The 18,267-nt window shown below is 72.3% G+C and carries 13 protein-coding genes; 9 read left to right on the top strand and 4 right to left on the bottom strand.

What is annotated here, in order from left to right; translation table 11 throughout:
- Positions 1-16 precede the first annotated feature (16 nt).
- From KF840_14490 to KF840_14500, 3 genes are all read left to right on the top strand, one after another.
- Positions 17-1,084, top strand: coding sequence for an amidohydrolase (locus KF840_14490; protein MBX3026113.1), 1,068 nt, complete (start codon positions 17-19; stop codon positions 1,082-1,084).
- A 91-nt stretch (positions 1,085-1,175) separates the two neighbouring features.
- Positions 1,176-1,793 (top strand): isochorismatase family protein, encoded by a 618-nt coding sequence (locus KF840_14495; GenBank protein ID MBX3026114.1) that lies wholly within the window; start codon positions 1,176-1,178, stop codon positions 1,791-1,793.
- A gap of 40 nt (positions 1,794-1,833) precedes the next feature.
- The gene (locus KF840_14500; protein MBX3026115.1) at positions 1,834-3,471 is read left to right on the top strand and encodes an acyl-CoA synthetase; all 1,638 of its coding nucleotides are present in this window, start codon (positions 1,834-1,836) and stop codon (positions 3,469-3,471) included.
- Between the two features lie 38 nt (positions 3,472-3,509).
- Here the strand turns inward: KF840_14500 and KF840_14505 are convergent, their stop codons facing one another.
- From KF840_14505 to KF840_14515, 3 genes are all read right to left on the bottom strand, one after another.
- Positions 3,510-3,959, bottom strand: a complete 450-nt coding sequence (locus tag KF840_14505; protein MBX3026116.1) for an SRPBCC family protein — start codon at positions 3,957-3,959, stop codon at positions 3,510-3,512.
- Between the two features lie 117 nt (positions 3,960-4,076).
- Positions 4,077-4,754 (bottom strand): hypothetical protein, encoded by a 678-nt coding sequence (locus KF840_14510; GenBank protein ID MBX3026117.1) that lies wholly within the window; start codon positions 4,752-4,754, stop codon positions 4,077-4,079.
- 168 nt (positions 4,755-4,922) lie between these two features.
- Positions 4,923-5,189 carry a hypothetical protein gene (locus KF840_14515; GenBank protein ID MBX3026118.1) on the bottom strand — a complete coding sequence of 89 codons (267 nt, stop codon included), beginning with the start codon at positions 5,187-5,189 and terminating at the stop codon, positions 4,923-4,925.
- Positions 5,190-5,486: 297 nt separating this feature from the next.
- On the opposite strand from KF840_14515, the gene KF840_14520 reads away from it, so the two are divergent.
- The 5 genes from KF840_14520 to KF840_14540 all read left to right on the top strand — a co-directional run bounded on the left by KF840_14520 (position 5,487) and on the right by KF840_14540 (position 13,121).
- The gene (locus KF840_14520; protein MBX3026119.1) at positions 5,487-6,809 is read left to right on the top strand and encodes a SpoIIE family protein phosphatase; all 1,323 of its coding nucleotides are present in this window, start codon (positions 5,487-5,489) and stop codon (positions 6,807-6,809) included.
- Between the two features lie 23 nt (positions 6,810-6,832).
- Positions 6,833-7,171, top strand: a complete 339-nt coding sequence (locus tag KF840_14525; GenBank protein MBX3026120.1) for an STAS domain-containing protein — start codon at positions 6,833-6,835, stop codon at positions 7,169-7,171.
- A gap of 4 nt (positions 7,172-7,175) precedes the next feature.
- Positions 7,176-7,613 (top strand): ATP-binding protein, encoded by a 438-nt coding sequence (locus tag KF840_14530; protein MBX3026121.1) that lies wholly within the window; start codon positions 7,176-7,178, stop codon positions 7,611-7,613.
- Between the two features lie 36 nt (positions 7,614-7,649).
- The gene (locus tag KF840_14535; GenBank protein ID MBX3026122.1) at positions 7,650-10,814 is read left to right on the top strand and encodes a PAS domain S-box protein; all 3,165 of its coding nucleotides are present in this window, start codon (positions 7,650-7,652) and stop codon (positions 10,812-10,814) included.
- Positions 10,815-10,895: 81 nt separating this feature from the next.
- A complete protein-coding gene (locus tag KF840_14540; GenBank protein MBX3026123.1) occupies positions 10,896-13,121 on the top strand; it encodes a response regulator in 2,226 nt (741 codons plus the stop codon).
- Here KF840_14540 and KF840_14545 read toward each other — a convergent pair.
- A complete protein-coding gene (locus KF840_14545) occupies positions 13,114-13,482 on the bottom strand; it encodes a response regulator (GenBank protein MBX3026124.1) in 369 nt (122 codons plus the stop codon). The genes KF840_14540 and KF840_14545 overlap by 8 nt on opposite strands.
- 535 nt (positions 13,483-14,017) lie before the next feature.
- On the opposite strand from KF840_14545, the gene KF840_14550 reads away from it, so the two are divergent.
- Positions 14,018-18,265 carry a PAS domain S-box protein gene (locus tag KF840_14550; protein ID MBX3026125.1) on the top strand — a complete coding sequence of 1,416 codons (4,248 nt, stop codon included), beginning with the start codon at positions 14,018-14,020 and terminating at the stop codon, positions 18,263-18,265.
- Positions 18,266-18,267 lie beyond the last annotated feature (2 nt).

Raw genomic sequence — 18,267 nt, forward strand, 5'->3', positions numbered from 1 at the left:
ATTGGAGGTACTGACGATGGGTCGCTTCGGTTACCAGGTGATTGACGCCGACGGACACGGCGGCGAGCTCGAGGACTGGCGCAAGAACGTGCCGGCGGAGTGGCAGCCGCGGTTGGCCGAGTATCGCGACCGCATCGCCAAGCACTACGCCAAGCTGGTGCTGCCCGGCGGCGGCACGGCGCGCAAGGGCGACAAGTTCGACATGCGACCCGGCATGACCGATCCGGTCGAGCGGCTGAAGGACATGGACCTCGAGGGCATCGACGTCACCGTCAACTTCCCCGGCGGCGCCGGCGAGGAATGGGCGATGCTCGATCGCGACTTCGCCATCGCCCTCTGCCGGACGATGAACGACGCCAAGCACGAGTTCGCCAAGCACGACCCGACGCGGCTGAAGGCGCTCGCCAAGGTGCCGATGATCGACCCCGAGGCGGCGGCCGCCGAGCTGCGCCGCGCCGTCACCGAGCTCGGGCTGGTCGGCATGGTCTGCCCGCAGCACATCCGCGACAAGAACCTCAGCCACCCGAGCTTCGACGTCGTCTGGCAGACGGCGCAGGAGCTCAACGCCACCGTGTGCATCCACGGCGGCGGCCAGGCGCCCGACCAGTTCCCGATCGGCGTCGACCGCTACCACACCCGCCTCGAGGTGCACGCCATGACGCACCCGATGGGCAACATGCTGGCGCTGATGTCGATGATCATCGGCGGCGTCATCCACCGCTTCCCCACCCTGCACGTCGGCTTCATGGAATCGGGCTGCGGCTGGCTGCCGTTCTGGCTCGAGCGCCTCGACGAGCACTACGAGCTGATGTCGGAGCAGGCGCCCGCCATCGACCGCAAGCCGAGCGAGTACTTCATGGACGGCCACTGCTACATCTCGTGCGAGCCCGACGAGCACATGCTCAAGCAGGTCGTCGAGCTGATGGGCGACCGCAAGATCGTCTACGCCTCCGACTACTACCACTGGGACTGCGCCTTCCCCGATACCGTCAAGCTGATCGCCGAACGCACCGACGTCAGCGACGCGACGAAGAAGCGGATCCTGTCGGAGAATGCGCGGGAGTTGTATCCGCTGGTGAACTAGGCAGGTTGCTGGTTGTTGGTCAGAGCGCGCGAATCGAGCCCCACCCTCTGACCAACAACCCAACAACGTCACAACCGAACAACCGCTCCCCATGCCCATCGACCTCAACGAGCTCCTGACGCCCGCGCGCAGCGCGGTGCTGGTCATGGAATGCCAGGAGGGCATCGTCGGCGGCGACGCGGCCCTCGGCGCGCTCGGCGACGCGGTGCGGCGGCACGGGACGATCGGCCAGATCGCCCGCGTGCTCGCCGCCGCGCGCGCGGCGACGGTGCCGATCTTCTATCTCACCGTGGCGCGGCGGCCGGACTCGGCCGGCGGCGCGGCCAACTGCCTCCTGTTGGCCCTGGGCCGCAAGGGCGAGCCGCTGCTCGTGGGTTCGCCGCGCCAGGCGGTCGTCGCGGCGCTGGCGCCGCGCGACGGCGACTGGATCGTCAACCGCTTCCACGGCGTCACCCCGTTCCACGCCGGCGAGCTCGATCAGCTCCTGCGCAACCTCGGGGTGACGACCGTCGTCGCCACCGGCGTGTCGGTCAACATCGGCATCACCGGCCTGACCATCGAAGCGGTGAACGCCGGCTACCAGGTGGTGATCCCCAGGCAGGCCGTCACCGGCACGCCCGACGACTACGTCGATGCCGTCTTCGCCAATACCCTCCGCCTCCTCGCCACCGTGACCAGCGTCGACGACGTCGTCGGCGCGTGGCAATGACGTCGCCGTGCGCCCCCGCGCGCCCGCGTGGTGATCGTTGATGTTCTCCCTCGCCGCGATCAACGAAGCGATCGCCGACGCGATCCCCGATCGCGAGGCGATCATCTCCGCGACCCGCCGCCTGACCTGGCGCGACTTCCGCGAGCGCTCGCGCCGGCTCGCCAACCTGCTGCACCAGGCGGGGCTCGGCTGCCATCGCGAGCGCGCCGGGCTGGCGCCGTGGGAATCCGGGCAGGACCACGTCGCCCAGTATCTCTACAACGGCCACGAGTACCTGGAGTCGATGGTCGGCTGCTACAAAGCGCGCTGCGCGCCCTTCAACGTCAACTATCGCTACGTCGAGGAGGAGCTGCGGTATCTCCTGGCGGACGCGCGGACGACTGCGATCATCTATCATGCGAGCTTCGCCCCGCGCCTGGCGGCGGTGCTGGCCGACCTGCCGCCGATGGCGCTGCTGCTGCAGGTCGACGACGGCAGCGGCGAGCCGCTGCTCCCCGGCGCGCGCGACTACGAGGCCGCCCTCGCCACGGCGAGCGACGCGCCGCCGCCGGTGACGCCGCACGAGGACGATCTCTACATCCTCTACACCGGCGGCACGACCGGCATGCCGAAGGGCGTGCTGTGGCGCCAGCACGACATCTTCTTCGCCGCCATGGGCGGACAGCTCCCCGGCGGCATGGGCACCGTGCAGTCGGTCGCCGAGATGGTCGAGCGGGCGCCGATGGGCTCCTACATCCGCTCGCTGCCGGCGCCGCCGTTCATGCACGGCGCGGCGCAGTGGTCGTCGTTCATGATCCTGCACCAGGGCGGCACGATCGTCCTGCCGCGCAACACCCGGGCCCTCGACGCCGACGACATCTGGCGCACCATCGAGCGCGAGAAGGTCGGCACCCTGTCGATCGTCGGCGACGCCTTCGCGCGGCCGCTGCTCGACCAGCTCGACAAGGGCTCGTACGACCTCTCCTCGCTGACCATCCTCGGCTCGGGCGGCGCCATCCTCTCGCCGCCGTTCAAGCAGGCCTTCCTCGACCGCCTGCAGAATCTGATGATCTTCGACGGCTTCGGCTCGTCGGAGACCGGCGCCCAGGGCGCGACCCTGACCACCAAGGGCGACGCGGTGGCGCCGTCGTTCCGGATGGATCCGGACACCTGCGTGCTGGACGAGGCCCTGACCCGCCGCCTGGCGGCCGGCGAGCAGGCGGTCGGCTGGCTGGCGCGCACCGGCTGGCTGCCGCTCGGCTACTTCAACGACGCGGCCAAGACGACCAAGACCTACCCCACCGTCGCCGGCACCCGCTACGCCGTGCCGGGCGATCGTGCCCAGGTCGCCGCCGACGGCACGATCATGGTCTTCGGCCGCGATTCGGTGTGCATCAACAGCGGCGGCGAGAAGATCTTCGCCGAAGAGGTGGAGAAGGCGCTCAAGCACCACCCGGCGGTGTACGACGTGGTGGTCGCCGGCGCCCCCAGCGAACGCTGGGGCGAGCAGGTGACGGCGATCGTCCAGTTCCGCCCCGGCGCGCGCGCCGCCGATGCCGAGCTGCTGGCCGAGGCGGCGAAGCACCTGGCGCGCTACAAGCTGCCGAAGGCGATCGTCCCCGTCGACCAGATCGTCCGCTCCGCCAGCGGCAAACCGGACTATCGCTGGGCGAAGGCGATCGCCGCCGGCGGCGACTGATCCCTCCTCTCGCGGCGCGGCGGCGCGCCGCCGGCGTCTCACGCGCCGTCGGGGATCTCCGGCTCGACGAGCTGCGCCAGGAGCAGCAGCGAATCCTGCCACCCGAGGTAGCAGGATTCGGGCGGGATGACGTCCGGAATGCCCTCCTGCACGACCGTCAGCTCGGTGCCGCAGGACACCGCCCGCAGGGCGACGGTGATCTGCATCTCGCCCGGCAGGTTCGGATCGTCGAAGCGGTCGCGGTAGCGCAGGCGTTCGTGCGGCACCAACTCGACGTACTCGCCGCCGAAGGAATGGCTCGAGCCGGTGCTGAAGTTGGTGAACGACATCCTGTAGGAGCCGCCGACACGCGCCTCGTGGTGATGCACGGTGGCGGTGAAACCGTTCGGCGGTAGCCACTTGCACATGGCGGCGGGGTCGAGGAAGGCCCGGTAGACGCGCTCGGGCGTCGCCCGCAGCACCCGGTGGAGTCGGACGGAATTCGACATGGACGGCACTCTCCGCGAGGTGGATTGGACCCGTGGGTCACCACCTCGTCGCGCCAGCGCCGGCGATTTCGACACGCCTCGCGGCCCCGCATCCGATTCTACCCGCCCACCCCCCGCTCACGGCGCCATCTCGCAGTGATTGAGCGGCGGCACGCTGCCGTAGAGCGCCCTCGTCAGGAGACGCGGCGTGCCGGTGGGCGCGCCGACGTAGATCGAGCTGCCGGTGTCGGTGTTGGCGACGTCGCTGTAGCAGTTGGCGAAGAATTCCTGTTGGCAGGGATACGGCCCGACGATCTGGAAGCCGGGGCCGGCGCCGGGAGCCGCGACCGAGATCGGGCACGAGCACATCACCTGGTTCGCCTTCAGCTTGCGCGCGAAGCCCGGGAAGCGGCGGCCGCTGGTGCTGGTGAAGCAGAAGCCACCGTCGCACTGCGCGTAGGCGCCGTCGGCGGTGTCGCCCGGGCAGGTGTAGAGCGCCTGGGTGCCCCCGGCTCTCACCGACGACGGCAGGCTGTAGGTGCTCAGCATGTAGCCGTTGCCGAAGCCCTTCTTGTCGACCGCGCAGGCGTCGCCCTCGGCCAGGGTGAAGGGCAGGCTGATGCTGTCGCCGAACTTCACGTCGCAGGCGCAGTACGCGACCTGGTTGTAGACCAGGCAGCGCGCCGTGGCGCAGAGCGCGTAGCGCTGCTTCTTGCAGATCACGAACGCGCCATCGCCTCCTGCCGTCGCCGCGCCGCAAGTCACGAACGCCACCAACAGCGCGGCCAGTCCGCTGCTCCGCACACGCCTGCTCATCATCTTCCGACCTCCTGCCCGGCGGGTCGTTGCCGGGTCGCAGGGACGACAGCAACGCAGGTGCCGTCGCGACGCGTGCGGGTCGGCAGCGCCCCGCCAGGCGCTACGGGACGTCAACTCGGTAGCGATCAGCCGCCGAACGACGCATCTCCGGCGCCCGGCCGCGGATCAGTTCGCCGAGTACCCCTTCCACGTGTGCTGCGGCTGCATCTCCAGCGCCTCGGATGGATAGGCCCCGGGCTGGTTCGCCACCGGACCGCGGAGTGGATCCAGGTTGCTGCGCGGCACGGTCAGCGGCTGGACGGCGCGCCCCTCCGCCGCCGGGCGGACCACCACGGGGTTCGCCCGCGGCGGCGCCACCTCGGCGGCATGCGCCAGGCCGGCAGCGAGCAGCAGCGCGGCGGCGGGAACGAGCGGGCCCATGAGATACGTCATCGGTCGGACCTCCGTGCGCTCGAGGGTGAGCAAACCGAAGGCCGGCGCGCTCCGCCATGCGCTCGCGCACGGCACCGCGCGCCGATCCGGCCGGCGGCGCCACATCGGCGACGCTGCGGGCAGCGTCCGTCACGGCGCCGGCCGCGCGCCTCTTCGGCCAGGCCGTCACGATCGGGAGGGTTGACGGCGGACCGCCCGGTTTTCGACGACGGCCGCCACCCCCGGCAGATGGACACGGGGCGCACGGGGGCTGGCATGTAAGCTGCTCAGTTGCCTGCCCGAATGCTGACGGAGGCGATGCCGCAAACGACCAGCGGGGCGTGCGAAGCGATGAACGACGCCGCAGCAGGGGAAGCGATCGTGGCCGGGGGCGACGCGCGGGCCGACGGCGAGGCCAGCGCTCGCCTGTTGATCGTCGACGACAACGAGATCAACCGGCGCATCCTCGCCGGCATCCTGCGCAAGGAGGCGTGCACGCTGCGCACCGCGCGGGACGGCGCGGAGGCGGTGGCGCTGGCCCGGGCCGAGCCCCCCGACCTCATCCTGCTCGACATCATGATGCCCGGGAAGGACGGCTACGAGGTGTGCGCCGACCTCAAGACCGACCCGCGCACCGAGCACGTGCCGGTGATCTTCCTCTCCGCCCTCGCCGAGACCGCGGACAAGATCCGCGGCCTCGAAATGGGCGCCGTGGACTACATCACCAAGCCCTTCGACGCCGGCGAGGTGCTGGCGCGGGTGCGCAACCAGCTCAAGATCCAGCGCCTGACCGATGATCTGCGCCGCGCCAATCGCGGTCTGCGCGCCCAGCAGGCGCTGATCGACGCCGACCTGCGAGCCGCCGCCGTCATCCAGCAGTCGCTGGTGCCGGTGGCGCCGCCGCCGCTGCCGGCGATCGCCGTCGCCTGGCGCTTCATCCCCTGTCAGCGCATCGGCGGCGACCTGTTCAACCTCGTCCCCCTCGGTCCCCATCATCTCGCCGCCTACGTCATCGACGTCAGCGGCCACGGCGTGCCGTCCGCCATGGTCACCGTCTCGCTGTCGCAGTTCCTCTCGCCGCAGGCCGGCCGACTCTACGATGGCGACGCCGGCGTGCCGGCCGCCCCCGGGGAAGTGCTGCGCCGACTCGACCGCGAATACCCGATCGAGCGCTTCGACAAGTTCTGCACCGTCGCCTACGCGCTGCTCGACCTGCGCGACGGCCGCCTGCGCTACGCCGTCGCCGGGCATCCCTGCCCGCTGCTGCAGCGCCGCGCCGGCGCCATCGAGGTCCTCGACGCCGGTGGGCCGATCATCGGCCTCGGCGCCGGCCTGTCGTTCGATGACGGCGAGACCCGCCTGGCCGCCGGCGATCGCCTGGTGCTCTACAGCGACGGCATCACCGAGCACGCCGCCGCCGACGGCGCGCTGTTCGGCGACGAGCGGCTCCGCGCCGTCCTGGCGGCCTGCCGCGGCGCCGCGCCGGACCGCGTCTGCGAGCACGTGCTGGCGGCGCTGCGCGCCCACGGACACCCGCGCGGCGCCCCTGCCGGCGGCGACGCGCCGACGGCGCTGGGCGTGCCGCACGATGACGACATCACCCTGTTGACGCTCGAATATCGCGGCCGCCAGGCCGCCTGATGCCGCTCGAGGAGGATTCCGACATGGATCTCGTGGAATGCGCCGATGGCAAGGTCCTGGTCGCCCGGACCAGCGAGTCGCGCGTCGACGCCCGCATCGCGGGCGAGTTCAAACAACAACTGCTCGCCGCCGTCGACTCCGGGCATGGGTTGATCGCGCTCGATCTCTCGAGCGTCGACTTCATCGACTCGAGCGGCCTGGGCGCCATCGTCTCGGCGCTCAAGCACCTCGGCGATCGCGGCGACCTGGTGATCGTCGGCGCCAAGCCGGCGGTGCACAACCTCTTCCGCCTCACCCGCATGGACAAGGTGTTCCGCATGTACGGCGGCGAGGCGGACGCCATCGCGGCGCTGTTGCACTGAGCCGATGCGCTCCGGCGCCGTCACCCTCGCCATCGCCAGCTCGCTGGACGACGTGTTCCTGGTCGGCGCGGCGCTGCATGGCATCGCCGTCGAGGCGGGGCTGGACGAATGGCGCGCCGCCCAGGTCGAGCTGGCGGTGGTCGAGGGCGTCAACAACGCCATCGAACACGCCTACGCCGGCCGGCCCGACGAACGCGTCGAGGTGCGGGTCGGCGTGTCGAGCGGCCGCCTGACGATCGAGATCGCCGACTGCGGCATCGCCATGGCGTGGGACGACGCCTGTGCCGCCGCCGCGGCGCGCCTGAGCGCGGATCCGCTCGCCGATGGCGGCCGCGGCCTGCTGATCATCCGCGAGGTGATGGACGAGGTCGGCTATCGCAGCGACGCCGGCCGCAACGTGCTGCGGCTGACGAAGCGCATCGACCATGTCAATGGCGGCTGAGCGGCGGCGCTGTTCCACCGCGCCGCGCGGTGCGGGATGACGACGCCCGCCGCCACCACGTCCGCCGCGGTCGCCGCCGCGGCGGGAGACGCCGCCGCGCCGACCGCGGACGGCACCCGCCGGTTGATGATCGGCTATTTCGCCCTGGTCGGCGGCTTTCTCCTCTTCATGATCGCCGGCCTCCTGGTGCACGGCCGGCTGACCGCGATCCAGAACGTGACCGCGCGCGACAACGAACGCTGGGCCAGCCGCCAGGCCGACTACGCCGAGCTCGGACGGCTGGCGGCGCGCCTCAATTCGCCCGCCAACGACGTGTTCGAGACCAACGATCCGGCGCGCGAGCAGCAGGAGCTCGACCGCGCGCTGCGCGCCTTCGGCAGCGCGCTGGCCGCCAGCCAGGCGGAGCTCGCCGCCGAGCAGGCCGTCGCCCCGCCGGGCGACCAGGCGCTCCGCCTGCGTCTGCGCCGCCTGCGCTCGCACCTCGACGCGATCGCGATGGCGGCGGGCGCCATGGCGGACCAGGCCTCGCGCATTCTCGCCTTCTTCCGCACCGGCCAGCTCGACGGCGCCGGCGCGCACATGGCGCGCATGGACCGCGAGCACGCCAAGCTCGCCGATCAGGTCGCCGGCATGGGCTACACCGTGCGCGAGATCCAGGTGCTCGGCTTCGCCCGCGCCGCCGGCCTCGGCCACCGCCTCACCCTGTTCGAGTACGGCCTGGCGGCGATGACGCTGTGCTTCCTCGCCGGGGTGCTGGGCTACGGCGCCACCATCGCCCGCCGGCTGCGCCGCGCCGCGCTCGATCGCGAGCGCGCGCTGCGCGAGGTGCGCGCCAGCGAGGCCCGCAAGGCCGCGATCCTCTCGTCGGCGCTGGACGCGATCGTCACCATCGATGCCGCCGGCAACATCACCGAGTTCAACCCCGCCGCCTGCCGGACCTTCGGCTGGTCGCGCCAGGCGGTGATCGGCCGCGAGCTGGCGGAGGTGCTGATCCCGACCGACCAGCGCGCCGCCCACCGCGCCGGCCTCGGGCGCGTGCTCGCCACCGGTGAGGGGCGGGTGCTCAACCAGCGCCTCACGGTCAGCGCGCTGCGCGCCGACGGCCGCACCGTGCCGGTCGAGCTCGCGATCACCGCCTTCGACGACGGCGGCCGGCCCGGCTTCTGCGCCTACCTGCGCGACATCTCGGCGCGCCTCGCGGTCGAGCGCGCGCTGCGCGACAGCGAGGCGCGGCTGCGCAGCGTCGTCGACACCGCCACCGACGCGATCATCACCGCCGACGACCACGGCATCATCCAGTCCTGGAACGCCGCCGCGGTCCGCATCTTCGGCTACGCGCCGGAGGAGGCCGTGGGCCGCAACGTGGCGATGCTCGCGGCCGCGCCGCACGACGCCCGGCACGATGCCTACCTGCGCCGCTACCGCGACGAAGGCACCGCCCACATCATCGGCGTCGTCCGCGAGCTGGAGGCGCGGCGGCGCGACGGCACCGCGATCGCCGTCGAGCTGGCGGTCAACGACGTGCCGCTCGAACGCGGGCGGATGTTCAGCGCCATCGTGCGCGACATCACGGCGCGCAAGCAGGCCGAGGCGGAGCTGCACGCCGCCAAGGAGGCGGCCGAGGCGGCGACGCGCGCCAAGTCGCTGTTCCTGGCCAACATGAGCCACGAGATTCGCACCCCGATGAACGGCGTGGTCGGCATGACCAGCCTGCTCCTCGACACCCCGCTCACTCCCGAGCAGCGCGAGTTCGCCACCACGATTCGCGCCAGCGCCGACGCGCTCCTCACGGTCATCAACGACATCCTCGACTTCTCGAAGATCGAATCGGGGCAGCTCGACCTCGACGTCCACGCCTTCGACCTGCGCGAGTGCCTCGAGGGAGCGCTCGACGTCGTGGCGCCGCGCGCCGCGGCCAAGGGCATCGATCTCGCGTATCACGTGGACCCGTCGGTGCCGGCGGGATTGATCGGCGACAGCTCCCGATTGCGCCAGGTGCTGGTCAACCTGCTCGGCAACGGCGTCAAGTTCACCGAGCGCGGCGAGGTGACCATCACCGTCGGCGCCCGCCCCGCCGCCACCGCGGGCGCGATCGAGGTGGAGTTCCGCATCGCCGACACCGGCATCGGCATTCCGGCCGAACGCATGGACCGCCTGTTCCAGTCGTTCAGCCAGGTCGACCCGACGACGACGCGACAGTACGGCGGCACCGGGCTCGGGCTCGCCATCAGCCGGCGCCTCACCGAGCTGATGGGCGGCCGCATCTGGGTGACCAGCACGCCCGGCCAGGGCTCGGTCTTCTCCTTCACCGTCGTCGGGCGCGCCACCGCGGGCTCGCCCCAGCGCCACCTCGGCGCCGCGCCGACCATGCTCGCCGAGCGGCCGATCCTGATCGTCGACGACAGCCCGACCAACCGCCGCATCCTCGCCCTGCAGACCGAGTCCTGGGGCATGCGTCCGCGCCTCGCCGCCTCCGCCGCCGAGGCGCTGCGCGAGATCGACGCGGGAGAGCCGTTCGCGCTGGCGCTAGTCGACCTGCAGATGCCGGACATGGACGGCCTGGCGCTGGCGCGCGCGATCCGCGCCCGCGGCCGGCCCCTGCCGCTGGTGCTGCTCAGCTCGCTGGGCAGCCGGATCGACGGCGGCGAGTTCGCCGCCACGTTGACCAAACCGGTGAAGCCGTCGCAGCTCTTCGACGCCATTCTCGGGGTCCTCGGGCAGCATGCCGCGGCGCCGCCGCCGGCCCACCGCGACGTCCACTTCGATCGCGACCTCGCGGCGCGGGCGCCGCTGCGCATCCTCCTGGCCGAGGACAATCCGATCAACCAGAAGGTGGCGCTGCGCGTCCTCGGCCGGCTGGGCTATCGCGCCGACCTGGCGATCAACGGCCGCGAGGTGCTGCAGGCGCTCGAGCGGCAGGCCTACGATGTCGTCCTGCTCGATGTGCAGATGCCGGTGATGGACGGCCTGACGGCAGCGCGCGCCATCCGCGACCGCTGGCCGGAACGGCCGGTGCGCCTGGTGGCGATGACCGCCAACGCCATGGAGGGCGACCGCCAGACCTGTCTCGCCGCCGGCATGGACGACTACCTGAGCAAGCCGGTGCAGTGGGACGCGCTGGCGACCGCGCTGCAGCGCGCGGCGGCGATGCTCGGCGTGGCGGCCGCGCCGCTCGCCACGGGCGCCGACGGCGCGGCGTGACCGCCCCCCTGCCCGGCGCGCGGCGCTCGGCTAGAATCCGGTCGTGACAGCGCGCGCGATCGAGGCGGCCGGGACGCCACGATGACGTGGCAGGCGCACCCGTTCAGCGCCGTGCTGCTGGCCAGCGCCGCGCTCGCCGTCGGCGTCGCCAGGGCGCTGTGGCGCCGCTCGGCGGCCGGTTCGCGCACCTGCGCCCTGCTGATGCTGACCCTGGCCTGGTGGTCGGCGGTGTACGGCATCGAGCTGCTGACCACCACCCGCGCCGCGCAGCTCGCGCTGGTGAAGGTCGAGTACCTCGGCATCCTCGCCGCGCCGCTCGCCTGGCTGGTCTTCGCGCTGCGCTTCACCGGCCGCGACATGGGGCGCGCCGCGCTCGCCGCCCTCTGCGCCGTTCCCGCCGTGCTGTATGCGCTGGTGCTGACCGACGGCCCGCGCCACCAGATGCTCTATGCGCGCGCCGAGACGGTCGAGGTGGGCGGCTACGCCGTGCTGCGGGTCGTCTACGGACCGGCGGCCTGGACCAACGTCGCCTACGCGTATCTCTGTCTCGCCGCCGGCGCCCTGGTCATCGTCCACGCCTTTCGCGCCTCGCCGCGCATCTACCGCCGCCAGGTGGCGGCGCTGCTCGCCGGCGCGGCGGCGCCATGGGCGGTCAACGTCGTCTACATGCTGGGCTTCAGCCCGGGCGTCGACCTCACGCCGCTCGGCTTCACGGTCACCGGTCTCGGCGCGGCCTGGGCGTTGCGCCACGCCCAGCTCCTCGATCTCGTGCCGGTCGCCCGCGATCGGGTGATGGAGAGCCTGCGCGACGGCGTCGCCGTGCTCGACCGCCAGCAGCGCCTGGTCGACTGCAATCCGGCCTTCGCCGCGGCGCTGGGCCGGTCGGTGGGCGACTGCATCGGCATCGCGGCGACGCGCCTGGTGGGCGCCTGTCCCGAGCTCCTCGGGCTGCTCCGCGGCGAGGCCGCGTCGGCGCCGCTCTCCCTCGCGGGCGGGCGGCTCTACGAACCGATGCTGCAGGAACTGACCGACCGTCGCGGGCGCCCCGTCGGGCGGCTGTTGACCCTGCGCGACATCACCGACCGCGGCCGGGTGATGGCCGAACTCACGCGCGCCCGCGACGCCGCCGAGGCCCTGGCGCGCGCCAAGTCCGAATTCCTCGCCACCGTCAGCCACGAGATCCGCACGCCGATGAACGGCGTCGTCGGCATGACCGCGCTGCTGCTCGACACCCCCCTCTCCGCCGAGCAGCGCGAGTGCGTCGACGTGATCCGCCAGAGCGGCGACCAGCTCCTGGCGATCATCAACGAGATCCTCGACTTCTCGAAGCTCGACGCCGGCGGCCTGACGGTGGAGCACATACCGTTCGCGCCGCGGCGCGCGGTCGCGGACGTCGTCGAACTGCTGCGACCGCAGGCGGCAGGCAAGGGCCTGCGCCTCGAGTACCACAGCGCCGCCGCCGTGCCCGCGCTCTGCCTCGGCGACCCGACCCGGGTGCGGCAGATCGCCACCAACCTGGTCGGCAACGCGATCAAGTTCACCGCCGCGGGCACGGTCGTGGTGACGCTGGACGCGACCCCCGCGACCGACGGGGCGCAGCGCCTGCGTCTGGTGGTCCGCGATACGGGGATCGGAATTCCCGCCCATCGCCTTCCCGACCTCTTCCAGCCGTTCAGCCAGGTCGACGCCTCGACCGCGCGCCGCTACGGCGGCACCGGGCTCGGCCTGGCCATCAGTCGCCGACTCGCCGAGCTGATGGGCGGCACCATCGCCGTGGCGAGCGAGGAGGGCCACGGGGCGACGTTCACCGCCGACTGGCTGGTCGGCGCCGCCGCGGCGCAGTCGGAGCCGCCCGCCGACGTCGCCGGCGTGCGCCCCGCCGCGCCCGCGGGCCTGCGCATCCTGGTCGCCGAGGACAATCCGGTGAACCAGAAGGTCGTGCTGCGGATGCTGCAGCGGCTCGGCTACCAGGCCGACGTCGCCGGCGACGGCGAGCGCGCCGTCGCCGCCGCCACCGCGCAGCCCTACGACGTCGTGCTGATGGACGTGCAGATGCCCGGCGTGGACGGCTACGAGGCGACCCGCCGCATCCGGAGCGAGCGCCGTGGGCGCCAGCCGCGCATCATCGCCATGACGGCCAACGCCATGGCCAGCGACCGCGACCGCTGCCTCGCCGCCGGCATGGACGACTACATCAGCAAACCGCTGCGTCCCGACGATCTGCGCGCCGCCTTCGAGCGCATGCGAGAGGCGGCGCGGAGCGCCGCGGCGAGCGAGTCCGACACGCGCCAGCCGGCGCTCAGTTGAGCAGGCCGCTGATCAGCGCCGGCAGCTCGTCGAAGCGATCCTTGCCGAGCACGCCCCGCACCTCGTCCTGTGCCAGGAGGTCGCCCAGATCGTCGAGGCGCCGCCCCGACAGCACGACCACCGGCAGGCTGGGCACGGTATCGTGGACGACCGCCAGCGACCGGCTGATGGGCAGCCGCGGCGCCACCGTATCGCACAGCATCAGGTGCCACTGCTGCCGCCGCAGCGCCGCCGCCAGCGCCTCGGGCGTGTCGACCCGGCACCAGGCGGCGTCGTAGCCGGCCCGGCGCAGCGCCCGCGCCGCCAGGAAGGCGTCCGCGTCGCTGTCATCGACGATCAGGATGTTGAGCGGCGTCGTCATGAGGATCTGATTCGTTTGTAGCAGAGGCGCCACCACGCAAGAAGGCGTTGAATTTCTCTTCCCTGGCGGACGCCGCGGCGCCCGCTGCGGGCAGCGGCGAGCGCCGTGCGAGGAATCGGGTGGCCGCCCGCGCGGCGCGGCGCCGTCGCGCCAGGTCGGATCTCCATCGGCCCTTCGGCGGTGCCGGTTCCGACGGCGCAGGGGCTCCGTGGCACCGATCGCCAAAGGGTTTGCCGCCGCCGCCGACGTCACCGTATGCAGGGCCAGGTCCATCGCCACCCCCGGCGACGACCGGCGAAGAGACGCCGCAATCGCGGCGGGCGCCATCAATTCCATTCTCGCCAGCGGGAAAATGCCCTCTCTGGTCAGGCGGGAAGGAATGGTGGTCCGTGGTCTGTTGCTTGCTGCCTGGCGAGACGACGTGTGGGATGAAGCTGAGCCCTCTGCCGGCGGAGGGCGTCGAGGCAGCGATGAAGGCAGCGGAGCGGCACGCGGGCAGCGCGCCGGGGAGCCCGGGCCATTGAGCGACCGGGCCATGCTGACCACGGGGGCCGGCGGCGCGACCGAGCGCGCTTCCGCGTCTCCTCTCCGCGTCCTGCTGATCGAGGACAGCGAGGCCGACGCGCTCCTGTTGCTGCGCGAGCTGCGCCGCGGCGGCTATGAGACGGCGTGGGAACGCGTCGACACCGCCGCCGCGCTGTCGCGAGCCCTCGAGCGATCCTGGGACGTCATCACCTGCGACTGGAAGATGCCGGGCTTCGGCGCTCCCGAGGCCCTGGCGCTCATCCGCGACGCGGCCGTCGACACGCCGGTGATCATCGTCTCGGGCGAGGTCGGCGAGGAGTTCGCCGTCACCGCGATGCGCGCCGGGGCGTGCGATTTCGTCAGCAAGCAGCGCCTGGCGCGCCTGGCGCCGGCGATCGACCGCGAGTTGCGCGACGCCGAGCAGCGGCGCGCCCGCCGTCGCGCCGAGGCCGCGCTGCGGGCGGCGCAGGAGCGCTACCGCGCTCTGATCGAGAATGCCTCGGACCAGGTCGCCGTGCTCGATGCCAACGGCATCTACCAGTACGTGAGCCCGTCGCACGTCGACGTCTGCGGCTTCACCCCCGAGGAGCTCCTCGGCACGAGCGCCTTCGAGCTCGTGCACCCGGACGATCTGCCGGCGCTGGCCACGCGGCTCAAGGCCGGCCTGCGCGAGCGGCAGTCGTACGGCGTGGCGGAGTTCCGCGTCCGGCACAAGGACGGCTCGTGGCGGGTGATCGAGACGGCGGTGCAGAACCTGCTCGACGACCCGCTCATCCGCGGCGTGTTGATCAACGGCCGCGACGTCACCGCCCGGCGGCGGATGGAGGACACCCTGCGCCTGCAGGCGGCGATCATCGCCAACCTCGCCGAGGGCGTGGCCCTCGTCCGCGCCAGCGACCGCACCATCGTCCATACCAACCCGAAACTGGAGGAGATGTTCGGCTACGGCCCCGGCGAGTTGCTCGGCCAGCCGGCCAGCGTCCTCGAGCTGGCGGACGCGGCGAGCGACGCCGCCGACGACGTCATCGCCCGCGCCCTGCGCGAACGCGGCGAATGGAGCGGCGAAGCCCGCAATCGGCGGCGCGATGGCAGCGAGCTGTGGACACGGGTGAGCATCTCCACCTTCGACCATCCCGACCACGGCGAGGTGTGGATCACCATCCAGAGCGACATCGGCGAGCAGAAGCGGGTCGATGCCGCGCTGCGCCAGAGCGAGGAGCACATGCGGCTCGCCATGGGCGCCGCGCCGATGGGCACGTGGGAGTGGGACCTGACCAGCGGCACGATGCACTGGTCGGACAGCGTCTGGCAGATGCTGGGCCTGAGCCGCGAGCGCACGCGCCCGAGCCTCGACGCCTTCCTGTCGGTGGTCCATCGCGACGACCGGGCCATGGTTCTGCGCCGCATCGACACCGCCCTCGACGACGACGTGCCGGCTCCGACCGAGCTGCGCATCGTGTGGTCCGACGGCTCGGTGCGCTGGGTGTTGGCGCACAGCCGCGTCGTGCGCGACGCCGCCGGGCGGGCGATCCGCACCGTCGGCATCGCCCTCGACATCACCGAACGCCGCCGCGCCCAGGCCGATCTCGAGCACGAGCGCGAGCTCCTGGCGACGCTGATCCGCAGCCTGCCGGACATGGTGTGGATGAAGGACCCCGAGGGCGTCTTCCTCGCCTGCAACGCCGCCTTCGAACGCATGGTCGGCCGGCCGCAGGCGGCGATCGTCGGCCACACCGATCTCGAGCTGTTGGCCGACCCCGAGCTGGCGCGCTTCTTCCGCGAGAAGGATCGGGAGGCGCTCGCCAAGGGGAGCGCCAACACCAACGACGAATGGGTCACCCTCGCGGCCGACGGCCGGCGCGTGCTGCTGGAGACCATCAAGACGCCGGTGCGCGATGCCGGCGGAGCCGTGCTCGGCGTCCTCGGCATCGGGCGCGACGTCACCCAGCACCGCGAACGCGAGGAGCTGCTGCGGCAGCGCGTAGCGCTGCAGACGCAGCTCGAGAAGGTGGCGGCGACCTCGCCGGGCATGATCTGCTCCTTCCGCCTGCATCCCGACGGCAGCAGCAGCCTGCCCTACGCCAGCGCCGCGATGCGCGACATCTGGGATCTCGACCCCGCCGTGGTGCGCGACGACGCGGCGCCGGTCTTCGCGCGCATCCACCCCGACGACGTCGCCAGGGTCCACGCCAGCATCGCCGACTCGGCGCGTGGCATGACGCCCTGGCAGGAGGTCTTCCGGGTGCTCAACCCGCGCCGCGGCGAGCGCTGGGTCGAGGCGCACACCATGCCGGCGCGCGAGGACGACGGCAGCGTGCTGTGGCACGGCATCGCGATCGACGTCACCGAGCGCCGGCACCTGGAAGAGCAGGCCGCCCGCTGGCGGACCGTCTTCGACGCCGCCCAGATCGACGCCGCCTGGGCCGACGCCGCCACCAACACGGTGGTCGCCGTCAACACCGCCTTCGCCCGCCGCCGCGGCTACCGGCCGGACGAGCTCGTCGGCCTGCCGGTGGCGGCGCTCCATCCCCCCGAGGAGCGCGCCGCCCTGCCGGCGCGGCTGCAGCGCATCGACCGCCTCGGCCACCTCACGTACGAGACGGTCCACCAGCGCAAGGACGGCACGCGCTTCCCGGTGCTGATGGACGTCACCGCGATTCGCGACGACGCCGGCGCCGTCGCCTCCCGCGTCGCCTACGCCCTCGACCTCAGCGAGCTGCGCCGCGCCGAGGAGCAGGTGCGGATCAGCGACAGCCGCTACCGCGCGCTGTTCGCGAACATGCTCGATGGCTGCGCGTTGTGCCGCCTGGTCCGGGTGGACGGCGTGCCGCGCGACTTCCTCCACCTCGAGGTCAACGAGGCGTGCACGCGGTTGACCGGCATCAGCGACGTCGTCGGCAGGACGGCGAGCGAGGTCGTGCCGGAGCTCCTGACGCTCGACGCCGCGGTCTTCGACACCTACGCGCGGGTCGTCGCCACCGGACAGGCGGAGCGCTTCGAGACGTACCTGCGCTCGCTGCGGATCTGGGTGACGGCATCGGTGTACGCCGCCGGCGGCGACGACTTCATCGTCGTCTTCGACAACGTCACCGAGGCCAAGGAGGCGCACGTCCGCACCGCCATCCAGACCACCGCCCTGCGCGCCGCCGCCAATGCCATCGTGATCACCGATCGCGGCGGCGCGATCGTGTGGGCCAATCCGGCGTTCACGCGCCTGACCGGCTACGAGCTCGGCGAGGTGTTGGGGCGCAACCCACGTCTCCTCAAGTCGGGCGTCCAGGACGCCCCCTTCTACGCCCGGATCTGGCAGACCATCACCGCCGGCGACGTCTGGGAGGGGCAGGTGGTCAACCGCCGCAAGGACGGCAGCCTCTACACCGAGGAGATGACGATCACGCCGGTGCGCGGCGACGGCGACGCCATCACCCACTTCATCGCCGTCAAGCAGGACGTCACCGAACGGCAGCGCGCCGAGGAGGAGCGCCGCCGGCTGCACGGCGAGCTCGAACAGCGGGTCGCCGAGCGCACCGGCGAGCTCGAGGCGGCGAATCGCGAGCTCGAGGCCTTCAGCTATTCGGTGTCGCACGACCTGCGCGCCCCCCTGCGCAGCATCCGCGGCTTCTCGCAGGCGTTGCTCGACGACTTCGCCTCTCAGCTCCCGGGCGAAGCGCGCGCCCATCTCGCGACCATCCAGGGGGCCGCCGAGCGCATGGGGGCGCTGATCGACGCCCTGCTGAATCTCTCGCGCCTCGGCCGCCAGGCGCTGCTGCGCCGGCCGGTCGACATGGCGCGGCTGGTGCGCGAGGTCCTGGCGGACCTGCAGCCGCTCGCCGTCGGACGCGCCGTGGAGGTCGCGCTCGGCGCGCTGCCGCCCGGCGACGCCGACCCGACGCTGCTCCGCCAGGTGTGGCTCAACCTGCTGAGCAACGCCTTCAAGTACACCACCCCGCGCGCCGTGGCGCGCATCGAGATCGGCAGCCGGCGCGAGCAGGGCGAGGTCGTCTACTTCGTCCGCGACAACGGCGCCGGCTTCGACATGGGCTACGTCGACCGGCTGTTCGGCGTCTTCAAACGCCTGCACAGCCAGTCCGAATTCGAGGGCACCGGCGTCGGCCTGGCGATCGTCCAGCGCATCGTCCACCGCCACGGCGGCCGCGTCTGGGCCGAGGCGGCGCCAGACCAGGGCGCGACGTTCTCGTTCACCCTCGGGCGAACGCCGGCGGGCGACCCGACCGCGCCCGGCGACGCGTTGGACTGAGC

This window comes from bacterium (assembly GCA_019637795.1).
Lineage (GTDB): Bacteria > Desulfobacterota > Binatia > HRBIN30 > CADEER01 > JAHBUY01.